The following is a 20,698-nucleotide window of genomic DNA, read 5'->3' as shown; positions in this document are numbered from 1 at the left end:
CGCGACCGGTTATTCTCAGTGATTCATCGTGAATTCCGCACTGTTGAGCAGAGCCCACAACAGGTCGGCGAAGTTCTCGCGTTTCTCCTCGTCCGACAACTCCGGACGAATGTATTCGCCGAAGACGAGCCGTTCATCATCTCGCGGCAGCCGCGACAACGTCGCCAGAAACAGAATCTCCAGACGTTCCTGATCGCTGAAAAACGGAGCTTCCAGAGAACTGAGCAAACCACTGCGGGCCAGCCCGGTGGCCCCGTCAATCAAGCCGCCGTTCATCAGAGTCAACGCCTGCGGAATCCCGGCGTGATAGTCGGTCTGCTGACCGGCGGGCGTGTGGAATTCCTGAATGAACTGATCCCGTTCGTTATTACCGATGCGGTTGGTCGTCAACACCCGGGCACTGCCGGGAACGTTGTTCTCCAGCATGGTCGCCACACTGATGCAGTCGTACATCTGGGCGGCTGTCAGCGTTTTCACGGTCATCTGAGCAAACCACTGCTGCCGCGTCTCGTTCACCTCGTCGGCTCCACTCGTCAGCCGATAGGGACGCGAGAGGACAATCGTTCGCACGAGATCTCGCAAATCGAAGTTCGTCGCGACGAACCGTTCCGCCAGCTGCTCGAGAAGTTCCGGCGAAAGGGGTTTATGCTGCGTACCGAAATCGTCGATCGGATCGACAATTCCCCGGCCGAACAGATGCCCCCACACGCGATTCACAGTTGCCCGGGCGAAATATGGGTTCTCGGCGTTGGCCAGCCAGTCAACCAGCAGCTGGCGACGCGACTTCGTTCCTTCTGAAGTAGCCGGAGTTCGCTCGCCGAGGTAGTGAGGCTTTACGACCAGATCGAACTCGGGAATCATCACTTCCCCCCGATCGATATCGCTGACCCGCATGACGGTCGAGACTGCTTCGAGCTCTCCCTTGGGACGGGAAATCTGAGCGAAGAAGGCCGCCATGCCCCAGAAGTCTTTCTGCGTCCATGGCTCGAACGGATGATCGTGGCATTGAGCACATTCGAGACGCATACCCAGGAACACTCGCGATGTTCGTGCGGCGAGTTCTTCGGGATTCAGCTTTACAGCGGAGTAAAACAGCAGTGGACCAGAGCGCGACAACCGCCCTTCAGCCAGCAGGAGATCGCTGACGACTTCGTTATACGGCTTGTTCGCTTCGAACTCTTCGGCCAGCCAGCGATCGAACGCAGCCACCCCGCCGAAGACCGACAGGTCGACGCCTTCTGGAATCAGAAACGATCGCCATACAGCTGCCAGATGCGATGCATGATCGGGACTGTCGAGCAGTCGATTGATGAGCCGCTCGTAGCGATTCGGACTCTGATCATTGAGGAAGTCACGAACTTCGGCCACGGTCGGAATTCGGCCTGCGAGGTCGAGATAGGTACGTCGCAGCATCTCGTCATCGGTCGCTGCTCTCACCGGAGCGACATTGTTCGTTCTCCAGAGCTCGGCCATCAATCGGTTCAGCTTCTCGACTTCCACTGAAATCGGGGCAGCGGGAACTTTCCGGACGGCTGGCCACTGAGCCGGGGGATCGCTGACAAGCGCCCGGGCGGCGACCAGCGTGCCGGGAGCATTGCGAATTCCATCGGGCACAGCTGCAATCTGAAGTCCGTTCTTCATCCCTGGGACGGCATCGTGTTGAGCGACGGTCGAATTCTCACCGGGGTCCGATGTCGCCACAGGAGCTTCGTTCTGAAGTGCGGTTCGGATCTCTTCGTGTTCCGTCGTCCCCTGCTCCACCAGTCGTCTGAGAACAGACTTCGATTCGGAGGCATAGGACAACAGAGCCGATTCTGGCGTACTTCTCGTGTTGTCGATCAACTCGCTCGCAAGTGGCAATGCGGACGGCTCGGGCATGGTCAGATTCAGCTTCAACGCGTGGGAGCGTTCGCCGGCAAACTGCACCGAGAGCTGACCGCCCCCCCCCTCGGCTCGGGCGATCCACTGCTCTTCAACGGCCCGCAGATTCTGATTCTCGGCTGCAAACTGTCGCCAGTCCTCGGCGCCGGAAAGAAAACCGACCAGCAAAGCTTCACGACTCAGGCCAGATCCGGGGAGTGAGTCCTGTCGGATCACGCTGTGGCCGACACCAGTCTGCCAGACGGTCACGACTTTCCGATCGACATCCACCAGCGTGGAGAGCCCCGGCTCTTCCTGCCCCACAATGCCGGCCTGCAGATTGAGCCAGCGGACGGATTCAGCAGATCGCAGTTCCACGATTCCCTGGGACATCATGCGGGAAACGAGCCCGGCCCAGGCGCGGCATTGCGGATTCTCCATCAACATCGAGAACCCGATCATGACCAGCAGAGCCGCCACGCTCACCGACATCACCGAGACGCGACGCAGACGGGACATCGCCCGACCGGCCAGTCCCTGATTTCGCGTCACGAGTTCAGGAGAAACACCCCATTCGGCTGCAATCTCTCTATCGAGCCGCTTGAGCAGAGTTCGCGGTACCGGCGGAACAGTCAGAGCTCCGGAGAGTAGTTGTTCGAACTCGCGTTCTTCGGCTTCAGACGCCGGAAGAACCGCCACCTTCCCGTTCGCGTCAGGCCGGACGTTCATCGTCAGCGACTTCGCGTCGTCTTCGGGAATCTCGGGATGTTCAAATTCGCTGGCCATAATTAGCTGAAAACCATCTCCGAAACGTGACCTTCGAGCTGCCTGGCCCACCGATCACTGGCGACATCATGTTCCGATTTTCGATCCACGACCCTTTGATTCATTTCCCTGGCCCGACTTCCGCTTCCTCACAAGACGGTCTCTCGCGATAAGATTCCCCTGCATGTTCCTCATCGAGCATGCAGGGGGACTCTCCAGGCGATTCCCCATCCTCTCCCGCGACCTTACGTCGGACGACTTCCTGTTCCTGCTGCTTCTCCAGCCCCTGCACGGCATCTCTTAAATCCCTGCGGGCCCGGAACAGAATCGATTCCACACTCTTTCTGGACGATCCCAACCGCTCAGCGATCTCGTCGAGGCTTTTGTGGTCGATGTACTTCCACTCCAGAGCAAGCTGGTAGTGCTCCGGCAATCTGCTCATTGCCTGCCTCACTTCGGACTGTCGTTCGAGCTGCAACTGCATCTGCTCTCCCTCCGGCTCCGAAACACATGGGGACTCGTGCTGAACCTTGTCCATCAGATGCCGCACTCTCTTGGCGGCTCTCATGTGATCGGCCACCTTGTTGCGAACGACCGTTCGCATCCAGGCAACCGGGTTTTCGATTTCGGTCCCTCCTTCGACCGCTTTCACCAGCTCCATCACCGCATCGCTGGCGACGTCCTCGGCCAGATGAGAATTCCCGTTCGACTGCAGATACGCCAGACGCCAGACCGCCGGCAGGAAGCTGTCACTCAAGTAGTGAACGGCTTCCTGCTCTCGATTCTTGAGTGCCTGGATGAAGTCGGAATTGTTCAAGACGGGCCTCGATTCGTGCCGGGGATCAAGCCGGCGATGAACGTCTGGTGATGACTTATTGTCGGTCCATCAATGGATATCATGCTCGGTTCCTGTCCAAAGTGAAAATTTTCTTTGAAAAAACAAAACGTGAACCGGAATCCGGGAACTTTTCGAAATTCCAGGGAATCTCCGCACCCGGCAGAGATTTGCCGCATGAATGTTCCGGTGAATTCGACAAACAGGTATCGGTCTGGGATGATCGTACGCGCCCAGGCTCCTCTCCCCATCCTGTCTTACCACTGCCGGAGATATTCATGCGATCTGCTCGAGACGGTCTTTTCTTGCAGAACTCCTTCAAACGTACGTTGACCTGCCTGGGTCTTTCGCTGGCCTTCGCTTTGACGGCTGCTGAAGCAACCCGGGCCGCAGAACCGTCCGCAGTTTGGGCTCATGTTTACGCCGATCAGTGGGAAGACGCCTGGTCGGGGTTCGGCTCGCTGGTCGATGCCGATCCCCTGCTTCATGTTCAAATTGCTGATGGCCGCTCGGCCTTAACCGGAGCCTTCTATCGCGAACTGCAGCAACTCGATGCCGTCGAGCAGGTTGAAGTTCTGCGAAAGTGGACCCTGTCCAACGCTGAAGAAGGTGGCGTCCGTCATTGGGCCATTTTTGTGCCTCATGTTCGTCCGCCGCGAGAGTTTGCCCGCACATTGGGGGAACGGCCGCGTGACAGTTCCTTTCCTCTTGCTGCCGCGGGAGGAATCCCCGGTCTCTTCTCTTCCGGCTGGGAACTGGCTCGTCAGGCACGCGATGAAGGACTGTTGCGGTCACTGACATTCGACCTGGCCGAACTCGAAAAGAAGAAAATCGCCAACGCGCGAGCTCTCCGGCTTGTCTGCGACATCGCCAGTGGACGATTCGATGCCGCAGCCGTACTTTCTGAGCTGCGGGAAGAGACGGACCTCCGTCTGGCGACTCACCAGAAGCCCGTGGAGGAACCGCTGGCTCTGGATCCGATGCTCTTCACCTTCGTCGCAGCCGCCATGGAGCAGGAATCTCTCCGTGCATTCGCCGTCGATCTGAGTCGTCGGATGGCCGAGGCAACTCATGGCCGCGACGGACGCATGCTGCGTCAATGGACGCGTCTGGCTTATGCCACCTCTCTTGAAGCTCAACAGGGAAACGAATCTTCAGCCGCCAACACGGGGCTGCCTCCCCACTGGATCAGCGTCACTGGTCTCGATCATGTCAGCAGCGCATCCGGTCTTCCCGCTGCGGACTGGCGGGGCGCAGAGCGGCATCTGCTGCATCTCCACGGCGGCACGAACGATGTCCTGATGCTGAAGTATCCCGTCGCCGGCAACTTTGAGCTGAGTTGCGAGACCCTTTTCGGCGGCTCCGAAGCGACCGATGGCGGACTGTTCTATGGCGGACTGCATTATTTCGGCGAAGGAGGAGCTTTCGAGGCGATTGTCTATGGAAGCAATGATCAGTTCCGGCTGAAGCGAAGCTGTCCGTTTCGCGTCTCCTCCTCGAACGCCACTTTCTCCCGCGTCGGAATTCGAAGTAACGGAGGGCTCACCCAGTACGTGTTCAATGGTCATCCCGTCTGGGCCGACAACGCAGCCGGTCAGAGTCCGTGGCTCGGATTATGGAGCCTTGGTCCACGGCGTCCTGTCTTCAAAAATCTGAAGTTCGATGGCGAGCTGACCATTCCCCGTGAAGTGACTCTGTTCGATTCAGAGTCCGCTCAGCTTCGCGGCTGGGAAGCCTATTTCTATCACGAACATCTACCGCCCGCTCAAATCTCGCTGGCTCCCGAACTGCCTCCCCAACAGCCGGAGCAGGAAGCCGCTCCTGCCGACTGGTCTATTGAAAACGGCGAATTGACCGCTCGTGTCGATGAGGGGACGCCAGTCCGACAGAGTTTGCTGCACCATATGCGGCCGTTGCTCGAAGGAGAGCGGGTTCGCTATCAGTTTTTCCATGACAAAGAAGACGTCGACAAAGAAGACGTCGACAAAGAAGACGTCTCAGTTCACCCGGCACTCGGACGACTCGCGCTGCTGATTGAACCCACCGGCGTTCGCATCCATTGGATTACCGATGGTGCATTCGACTGGACCGGTCTCACCCCTGATAACGCGACGATGGAACCACTCAACCGCCGTGGGCCCCGTCCATTGCCACTGAAAGAAAACGACTGGAACGATGTTTCGCTCGCAGTGGTGAAGGAGAAACTGGAGCTCGAACTCAACGGCACTCTGATTTATACCCGTCCGATCGATTTCACCGGCATGAAGCACTTCGGGCTGTATCGTACGTCCCACTCATCAGCGCCTCGGATCAAAGACATTGTCCTGAGCGGCGACTGGCCGGAACAGATTCCCGCTGAATGCTTCACGCTCTCGCCCCAGGAACCGACCGCGGTATCGGACCTCAGACAGCAGACCTCTACCGATCTGGTGAGCGAGAACGGGCCTGCCGTGCGGCGCCGCGTGATGGATCTGGATGAATCGGAACGATTCGACGCCCTGACCAGCTGGGTGATCCCCGAGACCCCTGGCGATGTGATTCGACTGGGAACCTGGCTTTCGCCGACCGATCCATCTCCTCTGGCTCTCGAGGTCTCCCCGGAGTATTTCGACGACCCGGCTGGAGGTGAATTCCAAAGCGTCGCCGCGGATCTGCTTGATCTGGCAACGGAACAGAATCGACTCGAAGACCTCGAGAAACTCTTGCAGCAGCTTAAGAACCAGACGACCGGCGTCGCAGCTCGCGATCTCCTGGCGCTGGAGTCGCTCGTTGTCTGGAAACAGGGGGATGCCAGTCGAGCCGCGGCACTGATCGATGAATTCTATCAGACGACCATGAAAGCCGAACCGCAAACTCCACAGGAGATGGCTTCGGAACTTCTGCTTATTCACTATTGGCTGAATGACCCGAAACTGGCACCGACACCAGAGAATGCCGAACAGCGTCCCCAAAATCATTTGCGGGACCTGCTGATGCTTGTCTACGAGCAGAGGACAAATCGGCGACAGCCGGCGGGACACGACGAAGTCCTCGCCCAGATCTACAACTGGCGGCACGACTATCAGCGGATGACACATCCAGCGGTCACGGAGACGGTCGCCTCAACGGCTCTGGAACACTGGGTTCCGGTCGTGAGAGCCCGATCGGGAACACGAGGAGCGGGGACGCCGCACGCGAAGTGGCAGATTGATCCTGAGGATCCGAATACGCTGCAGCATGTCGGTGGCCATCAGGAGGACTATCTGTTCCATGCAATCCCCCTGCAGAGGAATTTCACAGTAACCGGCGAACTTCGCGCGTATGGCACCACGGACCTGTTCGCTTCGACTCAGACCATCGCTCCCAGCGGAGATATCCACAAGCTCATCACCGGCAGCTTTCGAGGTGGATCGACGACAACGATTCTGGATCCCCCTTTCTCCAAGTTCAATTCGCCTTGGAATCGCTTCCGAATGACAGTCGAAGACGGACGAAGCACGATTTCATTCAACGAACGGGTCGTCGATGTCAGGCAGCTGGAGCAGCCTCATGATCCGTGGATCGGCTTTCGCAGCTGGTGGCGGAACGCCGGCGAGTTTCGCAACGTTCTCATCACAACGTCTGGCTCCGTCCCCTCGTCGGTGCCGATGATTACCGACAGTGCCCTGTCAGGCTGGTTGCACTACTACGAGGAAGATATCGCCTGGAGACATGAAGACTGGTCGTATGTTCTTAACCCGGAAGATGGACTTCAGGAACTACATGCTCGCAGGAAGAACCATCTCGTCGGCATGCAGGACGAAAGCCTGCTGCGATATCATCGGCCACTCGAACGAGGCTTTTCTGTCGAGTACGAATTCTGGTATGAAGCGGGAGCGTTCCACGTTCATCCGGTCCTTGACCGAATGTGCCTGTTGACCGCCCCCGAAGGCACCCACCTGCACTGGCTGACCGATGCCCGTTACGACCCGACAGCTGTTCGGCCGGACAATCGACGGACGATCTCCGAGACTCCAGTCCCGCTACAGAGCGGCACGTGGAATCACGCCCGTCTTACGCTGACAGACGACGCAGCCGTCCTCACGATCAATGGAAGCGAAGTGGCCACGGCTCCACTGCCGGAAGCAAAGTTCTTTCCGTTCGGACTGTTCCATTTCGGCGACGAAACCGCCGTTCGAGTACGCAACGTGGAAATGCACGGCGACTGGCCGCAAGAGGTTCCGGAGCCGAAAGACCAGCGAATGGCCGACGCCGAAGTCCAGGAACTGGATGAACAGTTCGAGCAGTTCGAAGACGTCTTCGTTTACGAATTCATCCAGCAGGGGCTGGGCGAGGATTACGTGAAGCTGTTCACTCCGACTCAACCGACCAACCTTCGCATGAACGCCGATGGCCTGATCCTCACGCAGACGTCGGATGGGAGCTGGCAGTCGCCCTGTTTGCGTTTTTCGTTCGGGCTCGAAGGGGATTTCGATCTGATCGCCGACTTCTCCGGCCTGGAAATGAGCGGGGACAAGCAGACATTTATTTACGCATCGCTGCAGGCCGACGATCCGATCCAGCATCTGGTGCGCGTCGTTCGCATTCTCAATGATCAGGGCCATCATCAGGTGCGAGCATCCGTTTCCACATGGCCCGAAGAATCCCCAAAGCGACTTTTCCGAGAGAACCATTGGCCGAGCGAAGGGACGTCCGGTCGGCTGCGAATCGCCCGGCGAGGCAAGAACGTCTACTTCCTGATAGCGGCCAAAGACTCGGAAGATTTTCAGCTGCTTGAAGTTCGTGAAGCCACGGATGCGCCGATCAAGGCTCAGGGGATCGAGCTGCGTAGTATCGCCAGCGGCGTGAGCAGTTGTGAAGTCTGCTGGGAACGCCTGGAACTGCGAGGCGAGGCGTTGAAAAGTCTCCCGTTCGACACGGCTCCACAACGGATCATGATGGCCATGAACCCGGAAACCGGTGAGACGCGAACGATCACGTCCACCCCTGAAGGGTTCACGCATATGGGTTCGGCAGAGTTTACCGCGGACGGTCAATCCATCGCTTTTGACGCCTCGGGCGGTTCCGTGAGTAACTCCCATCTGTTTCTGGTCAATCTCGATGGTACCGGCCTCAGGGACCTCGGTCCGGGCAGCATGCCGAGTTTGTCTCCCGATCGCAAACAGCTCGTCTGCAGCGTTTCCGGCAGCGGAATTGTGCTCATCGACATCGAAAGTGGACGGAGAGAAACGCTCGACAGAAGCGGCTGGGGAGCCCAGTGGTCGCCCGACGGAAAAACAATTTCCTACGGCAGCTCGGGGAACATTACTCTCCGGGACGTGTCGACCGGGAAAACCCGGGAACTGCTGTCGGGAGCCGATGCGCAGCGATACAGTTACATCTACTGGAATCACGGCTGGTCGCACGATAATCAGACGATTGCTTTCAAAGCCCGAACCTCAGCAAACCGGCTGTACGAAGTTGCCGCCTGCGATATCACACCGGGGAGCCGCCTTGAGGTGCTGCATTCCGATGAGAAAGAAACAAACGCCGACTTCACATTCTCCCGCGACAGCCGACGGGTACTATTCAGTATGCACATCCCGGCGCTGCGAAAGTCGCGAATCGTTTGGGCCAGCCGCGATGCTCCCGGTGAGCTGGAGCTGCTCGAAACGCTGCCGGAGGAATTTCGCACGCTCGATGTCGACTGGTCGCCGACAGAGACACTGGTCGCGTTCTCAGCGGACCTCGAACCTCGTCCTGTCGACTGGGAAACGCCTCCACCACCGACTCGCCGCCGCGGCCGCCCGGTCCAAAGGTAAGCCCCTCTTCAAGGCGGGCTCGCGACTCAGTCTGTAAACCGCATGGTCACTTGAAACGGGTTCCCTGCTCGGCAGCGTTCGCGGTCGTTAGAATCAGTCTTCCCTGATTACTGATCCTTCATCGAAAGCATGTCGCTGTGAGTGTTTTGCCCACTGCCCTGGGGCTCTGCGTGGCGTTTGCCGTGCTGTGTACGATCCTGCGCCGCCTCAGGCCACTGGCGTTCGGACTCTGGATCGCCGTCGCGTGTCTGGCTGCTCTTGTCTTTCCCGAGGCGTTCCTCCATTGGGGACGCTTCGACCTGGCGAAGCTGATTGTCCCGCTGCTGCAGGTGATTATGTTCGGCATGGGAACCACGCTGACCGCACACGACTTCGGACGGGCTCTGCGTCGTCCGTTGCCGGTTCTGATTGGCATCGGTTCGCAGTTTCTAATCATGCCGCTCATCGGCTGGATGCTGGCAACTTCGCTGGACTTGCCGCCGGAGATTGCCGTCGGAGTGATTCTCGTTGGTTCGGTCTCCGGGGGAGTCGCATCGAATCTCATGGTCTTTCTGGCCCGTGGCGATGTGGCCCTCTCGGTAACGATGACCGCCTGCTCGACGCTGATGTCGCCGCTGGTCACTCCGCTGCTCACCAAATGGCTCGCCGGAGCCCTCGTGCCAATCTCCATCGTGGCGATGATGCTGTCGATTCTGAACATGATCATCGTCCCGGTGATCGCCGGACTGCTCGCTCACGAGTTGCTCTACTCCTCGCGGAAGTTCACGAAGAAGGTCAGCGTCATGTCGATCCTTCTGGTCATCTTCTCGGCGCTCGCCGGGTTGCTGACTCTTTCTGAGAACTTCTTCGCATTCGCCGGTTCGCTCCGGTCTGGAATCACCGTCGGACTCGGCTTACTGGCCCTGGTTTCGCTGGTGAAGATTGTGGCGATCGTCAGCGGACGTGGCGGGGATTTCATCGCCCGCATTCTTCCGTTCGTCTCCATGGCTGGAATCTGGCTGATCATCGCTATCATCACGGCTCGATCACGAGCAACGGTCCTCGAAGCCGGCGGACTGCTGATGCTCGTCGCGGCGATTCACAACTCGGCCGGTTATCTGCTCGGCTACTGGAGTGGACGGCTGACCGGACAGAGCGAGGAGATCTCACGGACGATCGCCTTCGAAGTCGGTATGCAGAACAGCGGCATGGCAGCCGGACTGGCGATGGATGCCCTCAAGAGTGCCCCGGCTGCTCTGGCGCCAGCGATCTTCGGACCATGGATGAACATCACCGGCTCTCTGCTGGCCAGCTGGTGGGGCCGCGAGGCGCACGAAAGCTCCGCAGAGTGCCTCGCTGAAGAACGAGAGATCTCTGCGGAGACGATGACCTAAAGCAGTTTACTTTTGGTGTAACCGTTCGGTCCGCGAAAGATGCAGCGTTTCAGGCGATTCAACGCTCATTCGCGGACATACGGTAGAGCGATCCGCTCTAAACGACGGTTACTCGAGTTCGCCAGGCGGAATGCCCAGGTCGATGACTCGCTGCGGCGGCAGTCCGAAGAACCACTGGACTCGCTGCCAGAGATTCAGTCGACTGCGCCATGACTCCACGGCGGACCGCACGGTTTTCACGTATGGATGATCGTCGTCTTTCAACCCCGCCATGGTTTTCTGATAGCCTGGAACATTCTCGTTCATCAACAGCGCGAGTGCGAAGTTTACCTTGAACAGAGCTGGAGCGTCTTCCAGGAAATAGATGTCGCCAGTGACAAGCAACGATCTGTAAATTCGGATCGCCGTGTGGGGGTTGCCCAGCCGAAGCTGGCAGACGGCCATCGCATTGCGAGCCGAGGGTGAAGTCAACTTCGAGCGGGTAATCAGTTCGAGAGCTCTGGCCGGCTGATTGTCTCTCAGGAGAACTCCGACCTGGATCAAGAGATCCGAAACATCCCGAGGACGACGGGGAAGCTCAAGCGGGGTATTGGTTTGAACCAGCGGCTTCTCTTCGGGGGCAGCTATAAGTTGAGGTGACATACGATCTCTCCAGATCATGCAGATGATTGATAGCGACCGGATCGACCGAGCAGAGCCGCGGATACGTGTAGCAACAGCCGCCCACGGAATTCCGCGTCGTGTCGGCCGGAAAACAAGCAGAGATCCGGTCGGATGATTCAGGACTTACGAAAAAGCTGCGCGTAAGCGATCAATCAAATCAGCCATCTGCAGTAGAGCACCTGCAGGGACGAGCACACAGGCACGGCGAGGGTGGCTGGTTCGCGACTCGATTCGCGGAACGCCAGTTCGCCGGGAAACGTGGCATCGATTCGAGTTGCCCCTCCGAAACTGACATCTCGCAGTTGCGGAACGCTCGATCGACCTTCTTCCTGTCGCAGCGCCGCCGGCAAACCGCCATCGAGGCGGGCTTGCCATTCCGAGGGAGTCTCCGCAACTCGGCCGGGAATACAATCAACATGCCTTTGCGAGTCGAGACAGCCAACAGGCAGCGCTCCCAGAGAGACCGCAGCAACGGTCGGGGCTACCAGCAACAGAATGGCCAGCACGAATCGGAGCACACAACGCCTTTAGCGACGAACCCCGTGAAGGGCAACTGATCTACACTATTCTATCGAGCGTGGCCAGCCGGAGGGAATAGATCTCTCCTCGGAATTTGATCGCCGGAGGCAAAGATTGCGGCTTCCGATCATCGAACCTGATTCACCAGCCTGGTGGGAGGAACTCCGTAAACCCGTTTGAAGGAGCGGGAAAACTGGAACGGATCGGGAAACTCCATCTTCTCGGCCACTTCTTTCACGAGCATGCCTTCATTCATCAGCAGGCCGGCGGCGTAGTTCATTTTTCTTCGCAGCAGGTACTGATAGACGCCGCAGTCGGAGAATCGCCCGAACAGACGCGAGAGATAAACCGGGGTCAGTTCACACGCTTCGGCAACATCCTGCGCGGTTTGTAACTCCAGATACTTCTCGTCGATCAGATTCCGAATCCGTTCGTAAGTCGCATAGGCTTTGGGCCGCACACTGCCAGCCGAGAGCCTCAATTGCTGGATCTTGAGAAACAGCAGCCGCGTCAGCGAGACGCAAAGCTCGGAGCCATGCGGCCCCCCTTCACTGGCGTCGCGAATCAGCATGTCGAACAGTTCGGCGACTTCGTGCAGTCGCCCCACGGCGATCGGAACATGCTCGCCGGTCTCAGAAAGCATCCCGGCCTGCCGCAGCAGATCGACCGCATCGGTCCCGACGAAGTCGAGATAATACTTCCGCATCCCAACTTCTCCCTGGTTACGAATCGTATGGGAGACATCGGGACCGTAAGCGAACATCGACCCGGCGGAAAGGCTGTGCTCTTCTCCGTTGATCGTAACGAGCCCTTCCCCTTCCGCGACCAGTTCAATCGCCCGGTAGGGAAACGTGCGGCGATCGATCAGGTAATCGGTATGCAGCCGTTCGACTCCGCCGCAGACAACTTCCACAGCGGCGGTGCCATGCGGATCGAGATTCAAAAAGAATCGGCGTGCTTCGAGAACCTGCCTCGAAACGAACGCGGGAAGAGACGAGCTGGTGAAATCTTCGACCATACACCTAGGATAAATATTGACATGTAAATGTAAAGACCTGCCATTCCGATTTGCATCGGGCGACCGAATAATGCGAACATGAAGAAATCGGCCATCCCGTTCGGGACATCAATACGCCCGAGGGATGCAAAGCATAAAATCGCAATCTTAGCGCAGGATCAACGAGCCTTGGAAAAGCGACCTCTCGGCAACACCGGTCTGGAACTGACCAGCCTCTCCTTCGGAGCGTCTTCTCTCGGAAGCGAATTCCGCAGCATCGATCTGAACGAGGCCTTCCGCAGCGTTCATGTCGCCATCGAACGCGGAATGAATTTCATCGACACGTCCCCCTTCTACGGCCGCGGCATGAGCGAAATGCTGCTCGGTCGCGTCCTGCCGGATATCCCGCGGGACAGCTATTACCTCGGCACTAAGCTCGGCCGATACGCCGGGGAGCACTTCGACTTCAGTGCCCGCCGTGTCGCGGAAAGCGTCGATATCTCGCTGGAGCGGATGAAGGTCGATCATCTCGACATCGTGCTCTGTCACGACCTTGAGTTCGTCGAGATGTCGCAGATTGTCGAAGAGACCCTCCCTGCTCTCCGCAAGCAGGTTGAGAAAGGGAAGGTCCGATTCATCGGCGTGAGCGGCTATCCGATGAAGATGTTCAAGTACATTCTGGCCAACGCCGACATCGATGTGCTGCTGACTTACAACCATTACACCCTGCAGAACGACATGGCCCTGGAGCTGGTGCCGATCTGCAAGGAAAAGGGTGTCGGCCTGATGAATGCCGCTCCCTTCTCGGCTCGGCTGCTCACCAATGCTCCGCTGCCCGCCTGGCACAAAGCGACTCCAAAGGTGCGAGAAATCGCCGAAAAGGCGGCGAAACATTGCGAGAGCAAGGGCGTCGACATCGCTCAGCTGGCGATGCAGTATTCCCTCGCCAATCCGGACTTCACCACCTGTGTGACCGGCTCCGCCAATCCGAATCGGGTTTCGCAATGGGCCGACTGGGCCGAGCAACCGCTGGACGAACAGCTTCTGGCTGAGGTCCTCGAGATCCTCAAGCCAATTCATAACTGGTTCTACATCGAAGGTCGCCCGGAAAACAACGACAACCCGGCCGACTATGGCTACGACGCGGCCGACGTGCCGGGAGCAACGAAATGAAAGCGATCCAACTTCACGAACCCCGCAATTTTCAGCACATCGACATCGACGAACCCGGCTCCCCCGGTCCGGGCCAGGTCCTCGTGCGAACCCATCGCATGGGCATCTGCGGCACCGATTACGGCGGCTACCTCGGCAAAATGCCGTTCTTCCGCTACCCCCGCATTCCCGGTCATGAACTGGGCGTGGAAGTGCTGGAAGTCGGCCCGGATGTCGAGAATGTTTCCGTCGGCGACCGCTGCAGCGTTGAACCCTACATGAACTGCGGCACCTGTTATGCCTGTCGCAAAGGGAATGGCAACTGCTGCGAGAATCTGAACGTAATCGGCGTGATGGTCGATGGCGGCCTTTGCGAGAAGTTCCTCATTCGAGCCGAGAAGCTGCATCCGTCGAAGAAGCTGTCCTATGAGCAGCTCGCTCTGGTTGAAACGCTGGCGATCGGCTGCCATGCCTGCGATCGCGGCGATTCGCAGGAAGGTGATCACGTGCTGATCATCGGAGCCGGTCCGATCGGCCTGGCTGCTCTCGAATTCGTCCGCCTCACCGGTGCAACGATTACCGTCATGGACATGGTCGAATCGCGACTCGACTTCTGCCGGGAAACGTACGGCGTTCCCCACACCATCGCGTTCCGTGACGACGGCAGTGAGGACGAAGAGATCGCAAAGATCACTGGCGGCGACAAGTACGCGGTCGTGATCGACGCCACCGGACACAACGGCTCGATGTCGAAAGCCCTGACCTACTGTGCTCACACCGGCACGCTGGTTTACGTCGGCATCACTACTGGTGAGATCAGCTTCACTCACCCGGTCATGCACCGTCCGGAACTGACTCTCAAAGGGAGCCGAAACGCGATGCCGGGCGATTTCACCCGCATCATCAATCTGATCGAAGATGGCACCATCGACACCGATCCGTGGATCACGCACCGAACGACATTCGACACCGTGATCGACGAGTTCGAGCAATTCACGCGGCCCGAAACCGGCGTCATCAAGGCGATCATCGAAGTCACGTAACCGATTCGAGAGGTCCGCACCACAACGCTCCTCTCACTATTCACGCTGGAAGAGTTCAAGCATGTCCCTGGTCAAAGCGCTCTTGCTCCAGGCAACAACAACGGCGTTTCTCTGTCTCATCTGCTCCCCAACAGAAGCAGCGGACTGGGATGCGATCGAAGTGCCTGTCTCCGCTGGCGATGGATACACCTGGAAGCTGCACCCCGTCTCGGATGACTTCAACTACGAAGCTCCTCCGACAGACAAACCAGCCGAGTTCACGCGACGATGGAAAGACTCGTTCATCAATCCGTGGCTCGGCCCGGGAAAGACCGAGTTCAATCCGGGGCATTCCTACGTCAAAGACGGGCATCTTGGGATTCATGCGAGTCGCAAGCCGGGGACGGACAAGGTCTACACCGGCGCGATTTCCTCGAAAGAGACGTTCGTCTATCCGCTGTTTGTGGAAGCGAAGGTGAAGCTGAACGGACTCGTTCTCGCGTCCGCCGTCTGGATGCTCAGCGGCGATTCGACACAGGAGATCGACATCGTCGAAGCCTATGGCAGTCAACGACCGACTGAGGGCTGGGCGGCGAAGCGGCTGCACCTGAGTCATCACGTTTTCATTCGCAAGCCATTTCAGGATTACCAGCCGACCGATCCGGGTAGCTGGTACAACGACGGCACGAACTGGCAGCAGGACTTCCACCGCGTTGGAGTCTACTGGCGCGCCCCGTGGCATCTTGAGTACTACGTCGATGGCAAACTCGTACGAACCGTCTCCGGCGAATCCAGGATCGATCCGTTGGGATACACGGACGGAACGGGTCTGAGCAAACCGATGCACCTGATCATCGACAGTGAAGATCAGGACTGGCGATCGGACGAAGGCATCACCCCGACCGACGAAGAGCTTGCCGACACCACCAAGTCCATCATGTGGGTCGATTGGATCCGCGTTTATCAGCTCGTGAAGCAGGACGCCGCCGATTGATCCTGGCCGTGCCGCCGGACCGAAAGACTTCGCTTCCGCTGGCACACGTCTTCCGAATCATCACCAGAACTTTATCGACTAGAGAAAGATAACGATCAATGAGTAACGAAACACAATGCGTAACCCTGGGACTGTCGCCGAGTTTTGGTTTCGGAGACCGGATCGGCCTGGCCACGCCGGGGCATGTCGCCGCCATGCAGCGTTCTGGGTCCGGCATCGAGCCGATCTTCCCGCAGCAGTCGATTCGCGAAATGACGCGAACCAAACGGACCGCCGATGAAGTGATGAGCGACGCCCTCAACGGCGCTCGCGAAGCGGGCTGGACCGGACGCATCGGAGCCGATGCCGACCACCTGAAGACTCCGGCCGATGTCGACCTGACCTTTGCCGCCGGCTTCACGTTCTTCACCATCGATCCGTCTGACGATGTCGACCAGAAGGCGGACGACTATTCCGAAGCGGAACTGCGTGAGAAGTTCGAGACCGCCAAAGCATCCGCCCCCTGGTACGACGGTTACCTCGGCAAGTCGATCAAACTCTCGACCGGCACGGAGATCTCACTGACCGAAGAAGCCTGCATGCGGGCAGCCGTGAAGTATGGAGCGGCTATTCAGCGGGCCATCAATCTTGGCAATCACATCCGCTCGGTCCACGAAGCCGCCGGCCGGGATTACGAAATCGAACTCTCGGTCGACGAAACCGATCAGCCGACCACGCTGGCCGAACATTACATCATCGCCGATCAGTGCCTCAAAGCGGGCATGAAGCTCGTCAGCCTCGCCCCCCGTTTCCCGGGGGAACTGGAGAAAGGCGTCGACTACAAAGGCAGCCTGTCCGATCTGGAAACGGCTCTGAACGATCATGCCGCGATCGCGGAAATGATCGGACCGTACAAGCTGAGTCTTCACTCCGGCTCCGACAAGATCTCGATGTACCCCGCCCTGGCCCGCGCGACCAAAGGGCAGTTCCATGTGAAGACCGCCGGAACGAGCTACCTCGAAGCGTTGCGTGTCGTGGCCCGTCACGATGAAGCTCTCTTCCGCAAACTGATTCGCTTCGGCCGCGAGCGGTACGATGTCGACAAGGCGACGTATCACGTCTCGGCGACCCTGAACGGCGTTCCGGCTGATGACGGTCTGGACGGAACGCGACTCGAACAGGTTTACCTCGAACGCTGGGCCGATGTGCCGGAAGGCAAAGGCTTCACCGAGCCGGGCCGACAGATTCTGCACTGCACCTTCGGCTCCACTCTGACGGACCCCGAACTGGGACCGGCTATTCGATCCGTGCTGGAAGCTCATCCGGACACCTACACCGAGGTTCTGGCCGACCACTTCAGCCGTCATCTCGAAGCACTCAAACAGGGTCTGTAAGAGGTCAAGTGTGGCCCCTGCTCGTGAGTGAATCGTTTTCAATCGGGAGAAGTGTTTGATGAGATTTCTGGTCCTCCTCTTTATGCTGACCCTGCCGTCGATTCTGACGGCTGCGGATCGGCCCAATATTCTTTACATCATGTCCGACGACCATGCCGCCCATGCGATCTCCGCATACGGCGGACGGCTCGCGGAAATCGCGCCCACGCCGAATCTGGATCGGCTGGCCAACGAAGGTGCCCTGTTCACCAACGCCTTCTGCACCAACTCGATCTGCTCTCCGTCCCGCGCCTGTGTACTGACCGGTCAGTACAACCACATCAACGGTGCGTTCGACTTGAGTGGAGAAGTCGTGCCCGGCAAGCAGATGCTCGCGCTGCAGATGCGCAAAGCCGGCTATCAGACGGCGATGATCGGCAAATGGCATCTGAAAGCCGAACCGGCTGATTTCGATCACTACTGCGTTCTGCCCGGACAGGGGGAATATCACAATCCGAAGTTCCTCGTTCGTGGCGACAAGCCGTGGGGCAAGAACTCGATTCACTTCGATGACAAGCATGTGACCGATGCCATCACCGATCTTTCCCTCGAGTGGCTGAAAGAAGGCTGGGATCAGGAGAAGCCCTTCTTCCTGATGCATCACTTCAAGGCTCCCCACGATTACTTCGACAACGCCGCCCGCTACGAAAGCTATCTGGCCGGCGTCGACATCCCCGCTCCGGAAACGCTCTGGCATCGCGATCCGAAGTTCGGCTCGCTCGCCACTCGCGGGGCGGATGATGAGCTCATTCCGCATATCGGCACGTCCATCGGCTCCCGTAATCCTCGCCGTTCGTATCTGCTCGATCTGCCAGAAATGTACCCCGATGAGTTCCCCGAAAACTACGATCCAGCCGACTACAGCGAAGAAGAGAACACCCGGATGGCGTACAACGCTTATCTGCGGAAGTTTCTTCGCTGTGTGAAAGGGATTGATGACAATCTCGGCCGCCTGTTCGCGCATCTTGAGGAAACCGGACAGCTCGATAACACGCTGATCGTTTACACGGCCGACCAGGGTTTCATGCTCGGCGAGCACGACTACCAGGACAAACGCTGGATGTACGAAGAGTCGCAGCGGATGCCGTTTCTGGTTCGCTATTCCAAAACGATTCCCGCAGGGCAGAAGATCGACGCCATCGTCGAGAACGTCGACTACGCTCCGACACTGCTCGAGTTTGCCGGCGGATCGATTCCGCAGTCGGTCCAGGGCCGTTCCTTCAAGTCGATGCTCGAAACGGGCAAAGAGCCGAAAGACTGGAAGCAGGAAGCGTATTATCGCTACTGGATGCACATGGCTCATCACGACAACCCGGCTCACGTCGGCCTGCGAACGAAGACTCACAAGCTGATCTTCTACTACGGCTGCAACTACGATGGCGGCTATCGGACTCCGCCCGGCTGGGAACTGTATGACCTCGTCAACGATCCGCACGAAACCCGGAATCTTTACGACGATCCCGAGCAGGCCGAGCTGGTCGCCGAACTCAAGCGACGTCTGGCCGAAACGCGAAGCCGAGTCGGCGACGACGGCCGCCATTACCCGGCCTGCGAGGAAGTCATCCAGGAATTCTGGGAATACGACGAAGCCGCCAAAGAGAAGGCCCGTGAAATCTCTCACGAGTACCTCAAGCGACGTCAGCAGGAACTCAAAGAAGGGAAACGAAACATCGTAACCCACAAAGGGAAATAAGCCCCGGCGACATCGCCCAGAAAACCAAAGCGTCAGCACGAGCAGTTCGCCCGGCTGACGCTTTTTCCATGCGCCCGTTGAGAATCCAATCCCAACCCAAAGCGTCAGTGAGGGCGATTTCACATGCGGCCCTCGCTCACGCTTCGGGTTGGGAAATTCTCCGGACAGGCGCATAAAAAAGGCGTCCCGTGGGGGACGCCTTTCGTCTCATGCTTCGGTCAGGCGAGCATCTCGGGGATGATTTCGCCGCCGAACTGGCTGAGTTGCTTGAAGCGGCCGGCGTGGAAGTAGGTGAGCTTGTTGTCATCCAGTCCGAGCAGGTGCAGCAATGTCACGTGCAGGTCGCGGATGGGATGGACACATTCCACGGCTGTGGACCCGAGTTCGTCGGTCGCCCCGACGATTCCCGGTTTCACGCCGCCCCCGGCGAGCATCATGGTCATGGCCTGATTGTTGTGACCACGGCCCAGAGAGTAGACGCCGCCTCGCTTGTTGTTGTCGGGCGTGCGGCCGAATTCGCCGGTCCAGATGACGAGCGTATCTTCGAGCATGCCCCGCAGCTTCAGGTCGCGAATCAGAGCCGCCATCGGCTTGTCGACGCTCTTGATCCGGGACGAGTGGCCCCGTTCGAGATAGTCGTGGCTGTCCCAGCCACCGCTGAAGATCTGCACAAAACGGACACCGCTCTCAACGAGCCGGCGGGCCATGAGACACTGGCGGCCGAAGGTCGAGGTCTCCGCATCGTTGAGACCGTACATGTCGATCGTCGAAGCGGTTTCCTGAGAGAGGTCGATCACATCAGGCACTTCGGTCTGCATGCGGAAGGCAAGCTCGTAGCTGTCCATCCGGGCGTTCAGTTTCTGATCTTCAATGCCGAGCGAACTTTGATAGTTCGCGTTCATTCGCGAAAGTTCATCAAGGGCACGACGCTGATGTGCCCGCGATTTGTACTGCGGAGGAACCAGATCGAGAATCGGCGAACCTTCCGGTCGCAGCCGCGTTCCCTGATAGTGAGGCGGCAGGAAACCGTTGCTCCAGTTGGTCGGCCCGCCCTGCGGCAACGCCAGTTCGGTCATGACGACATACCCGGGCAGGTTCTGGTTCTCGGTTCCGAGACCATACGTCGCCCAGGCTCCCACGGCCGGGTCGCCACCGAGGCGGCTGCCGGTATTCATGTGGAACAGAGCTTCCGGATGGTTGAGCGATTCGGCCTGGCAGCCGCGGAAGTTGCAGAACTCGTTGGCGATGAACGGATCGGCGAGATACTTCCACTGATCACACATTTCGATACCGGCATCGCCCACCTTGCGGAAGCCGAACGGGCTGCCGACGAAGAACTTGAAGCCCTTCTCCTGGCCGGCACTCAGCTTCGACTCCGACTTGTGGAGACGTCGCAGTTCGGGCTTCGGATCAAACGTATCCATCTGTCCGGGGCCGCCCTCCATGAAGAGCATGATGACATTCTTGGCCCGTCCCGGCTGTCCCGGCGATTTCGGAGCCAGCGGCGATTCGGAAGCCGCCTTTGCCTCCGAGCTGAGCAGGCTGGAGAGGGCCACACTTCCCAGCGAGGCCCCGAGACCGTACAGCGCCTCACGGCGAGAAATTTTATCGAACATGACATAGTCCTTTCTGG

General features: G+C 58.6%; 13 protein-coding genes. 7 read left to right on the top strand and 6 right to left on the bottom strand.

Translation table 11 applies throughout. The features are described from left to right. Positions 1-15: 15 nt before the first annotated feature. Positions 16-2,646, bottom strand: a complete 2,631-nt coding sequence (locus L1A08_RS08860; RefSeq protein ID WP_238755977.1) for a DUF1549 and DUF1553 domain-containing protein — start codon at positions 2,644-2,646, stop codon at positions 16-18. A gap of 100 nt (positions 2,647-2,746) precedes the next feature. Further along, positions 2,747-3,442, bottom strand: coding sequence for an RNA polymerase sigma factor (locus tag L1A08_RS08855; protein ID WP_238755976.1), 696 nt, complete (start codon positions 3,440-3,442; stop codon positions 2,747-2,749). Positions 3,443-3,738: 296 nt separating this feature from the next. Between L1A08_RS08855 and L1A08_RS08850 the strand changes: the two genes are divergently transcribed. Then, complete coding sequence (locus L1A08_RS08850; RefSeq protein WP_238755975.1) at positions 3,739-9,240, top strand: DUF1583 domain-containing protein; 5,502 nt, start codon at positions 3,739-3,741, stop codon at positions 9,238-9,240. Between the two features lie 137 nt (positions 9,241-9,377). Next, positions 9,378-10,613, top strand: coding sequence for a bile acid:sodium symporter family protein (locus tag L1A08_RS08845; RefSeq protein WP_238755974.1), 1,236 nt, complete (start codon positions 9,378-9,380; stop codon positions 10,611-10,613). Positions 10,614-10,721: 108 nt separating this feature from the next. On the opposite strand, the gene L1A08_RS08840 is transcribed toward L1A08_RS08845, so the two are convergent. The 3 genes from L1A08_RS08840 to L1A08_RS08830 all read right to left on the bottom strand — a co-directional run bounded on the left by L1A08_RS08840 (position 10,722) and on the right by L1A08_RS08830 (position 12,813). After that, positions 10,722-11,255, bottom strand: coding sequence for a CDC27 family protein (locus L1A08_RS08840; protein ID WP_238755973.1), 534 nt, complete (start codon positions 11,253-11,255; stop codon positions 10,722-10,724). Positions 11,256-11,428: 173 nt separating this feature from the next. After that, on the bottom strand, positions 11,429-11,794 hold the full coding sequence (locus L1A08_RS08835; RefSeq protein WP_238755972.1) for a hypothetical protein: 366 nt from the start codon (positions 11,792-11,794) through the stop codon (positions 11,429-11,431). Between the two features lie 128 nt (positions 11,795-11,922). Further along, positions 11,923-12,813: a helix-turn-helix transcriptional regulator gene (locus L1A08_RS08830; RefSeq protein WP_238755971.1), complete on the bottom strand. Its 891-nt coding sequence runs from the start codon at positions 12,811-12,813 to the stop codon at positions 11,923-11,925. A 168-nt stretch (positions 12,814-12,981) separates the two neighbouring features. On the opposite strand from L1A08_RS08830, the gene L1A08_RS08825 reads away from it, so the two are divergent. The 5 genes from L1A08_RS08825 (at position 12,982) to L1A08_RS08805 (ending at position 19,065) form a co-directional block, all read left to right on the top strand. Continuing rightward, on the top strand, positions 12,982-13,965 hold the full coding sequence (locus L1A08_RS08825) for an aldo/keto reductase (protein ID WP_238755970.1): 984 nt from the start codon (positions 12,982-12,984) through the stop codon (positions 13,963-13,965). Next, the gene (locus L1A08_RS08820) at positions 13,962-14,987 is read left to right on the top strand and encodes a zinc-binding alcohol dehydrogenase family protein (protein ID WP_238755969.1); all 1,026 of its coding nucleotides are present in this window, start codon (positions 13,962-13,964) and stop codon (positions 14,985-14,987) included. Before L1A08_RS08825 ends, L1A08_RS08820 begins: the two co-directional genes overlap by 4 nt. 61 nt (positions 14,988-15,048) lie before the next feature. After that, on the top strand, positions 15,049-15,960 hold the full coding sequence (locus L1A08_RS08815) for a family 16 glycosylhydrolase (RefSeq protein ID WP_238755968.1): 912 nt from the start codon (positions 15,049-15,051) through the stop codon (positions 15,958-15,960). A 98-nt stretch (positions 15,961-16,058) separates the two neighbouring features. Further along, positions 16,059-17,333 (top strand): tagaturonate epimerase family protein, encoded by a 1,275-nt coding sequence (locus L1A08_RS08810; protein ID WP_238755967.1) that lies wholly within the window; start codon positions 16,059-16,061, stop codon positions 17,331-17,333. Positions 17,334-17,391: 58 nt separating this feature from the next. After that, a complete protein-coding gene (locus tag L1A08_RS08805) occupies positions 17,392-19,065 on the top strand; it encodes a sulfatase family protein (protein WP_238755966.1) in 1,674 nt (557 codons plus the stop codon). Between the two features lie 218 nt (positions 19,066-19,283). Here the strand turns inward: L1A08_RS08805 and L1A08_RS08800 are convergent, their stop codons facing one another. Further along, positions 19,284-20,681: a DUF1501 domain-containing protein gene (locus L1A08_RS08800; protein ID WP_238755965.1), complete on the bottom strand. Its 1,398-nt coding sequence runs from the start codon at positions 20,679-20,681 to the stop codon at positions 19,284-19,286. Between the last annotated feature and the right edge of the window lie 17 nt (positions 20,682-20,698).

Origin of the sequence: Rubinisphaera margarita (assembly GCF_022267515.1) — a bacterium.
In the GTDB taxonomy this organism is placed as follows: Bacteria; Planctomycetota; Planctomycetia; order Planctomycetales; family Planctomycetaceae; genus Rubinisphaera; species Rubinisphaera margarita.
The sequence above is the reverse complement of the archived record's forward strand: the minus strand, read 5'-3'. Positions and strand labels throughout refer to the sequence as shown.

What these genes read in the sequence shown, in the direction of transcription:
- L1A08_RS08860 (WP_238755977.1), bottom strand. Translation starts at nt 2,646, where the DNA reads ATGGCCAGCGAATTTGAACATCCCGAGATTCCCGAAGACGACGCGAAG.
- L1A08_RS08805 (WP_238755966.1), top strand. Translation starts at nt 17,392, where the DNA reads ATGAGATTTCTGGTCCTCCTCTTTATGCTGACCCTGCCGTCGATTCTG.
- L1A08_RS08840 (WP_238755973.1), bottom strand. Translation starts at nt 11,255, where the DNA reads ATGTCACCTCAACTTATAGCTGCCCCCGAAGAGAAGCCGCTGGTTCAA.
- L1A08_RS08830 (WP_238755971.1), bottom strand. Translation starts at nt 12,813, where the DNA reads ATGGTCGAAGATTTCACCAGCTCGTCTCTTCCCGCGTTCGTTTCGAGG.
- L1A08_RS08810 (WP_238755967.1), top strand. Translation starts at nt 16,059, where the DNA reads ATGAGTAACGAAACACAATGCGTAACCCTGGGACTGTCGCCGAGTTTT.
- L1A08_RS08820 (WP_238755969.1), top strand. Translation starts at nt 13,962, where the DNA reads ATGAAAGCGATCCAACTTCACGAACCCCGCAATTTTCAGCACATCGAC.
- L1A08_RS08850 (WP_238755975.1), top strand. Translation starts at nt 3,739, where the DNA reads ATGCGATCTGCTCGAGACGGTCTTTTCTTGCAGAACTCCTTCAAACGT.
- L1A08_RS08800 (WP_238755965.1), bottom strand. Translation starts at nt 20,681, where the DNA reads ATGTTCGATAAAATTTCTCGCCGTGAGGCGCTGTACGGTCTCGGGGCC.
- L1A08_RS08815 (WP_238755968.1), top strand. Translation starts at nt 15,049, where the DNA reads ATGTCCCTGGTCAAAGCGCTCTTGCTCCAGGCAACAACAACGGCGTTT.